Origin of the sequence: Gilliamella sp. wkB18 (assembly GCF_001690875.1) — a bacterium.
Lineage (GTDB): Bacteria > Pseudomonadota > Gammaproteobacteria > Enterobacterales > Orbaceae > Gilliamella > Gilliamella apicola_A.
This window is the reverse complement of record NZ_LZHM01000064.1, coordinates 1-653: the sequence shown is the minus strand read 5'-3', so window position 1 is coordinate 653 and position 653 is coordinate 1. Positions and strand designations below refer to the sequence as shown.

General features: G+C 34.9%; 1 protein-coding gene. It reads left to right on the top strand.

The window, feature by feature from the left end; translation table 11 throughout:
- A partial coding sequence (locus A9G48_RS11635) for a DUF6708 domain-containing protein (RefSeq protein WP_065575974.1) occupies nt 1-653 on the top strand: 653 nt, incomplete at both ends.

The window sequence follows — 653 nt, the reverse complement described above, 5'->3', positions numbered from 1 at the left end:
TTTGGGGATCTAGATAAAGGTCCTTATAGTGTACCTTTGCATGACGATCGCTTAAGTTATGCCAATAATACCTATTGTGCCTTTATTCGTCAGATTCCTTCTGATCAAGCTTTTTATTTATGTATTCATATGATTATTGTTATCTTTCTATGCCCGACAATAGTTTTATTATCTATATTAATTTATTTATGTAATCCAATTTTAGAAACTAAATTATTTTTGGCAACATTAGTTGGAGTAATAGCAAGTTGTTGTGCTGTATATTATGCTGTTCCTCAACTATATCATTATCTGTTCTCCCGCCGTGGCAGCCCCATTATATTCAATCGTAAAACCGGTAAAGTCTATGTTAACGAAAGTTACTTTTTTAACTTTAAGTTTTTACATCACCCTTCGGTATTTTTACAACCGAAAAAACGCCGAATAAAAGAATATGATTGGGACGATTTGCACGGTGTTATTATTCATAATATGTCACGTAATGCCTTAAGTTCAACCGTGTTAATGGTCTGCCAACCGGGCACGCACCAAGTGATAGATCATATTATGTTAGATCCTATGCGAGCCGGTGCAGGAAGTACATTTGTTTGGGGGTGGATCAATAGTTTTATGGTGCATTATAAATCTGCCAATATCGATGACGGTGAATATAA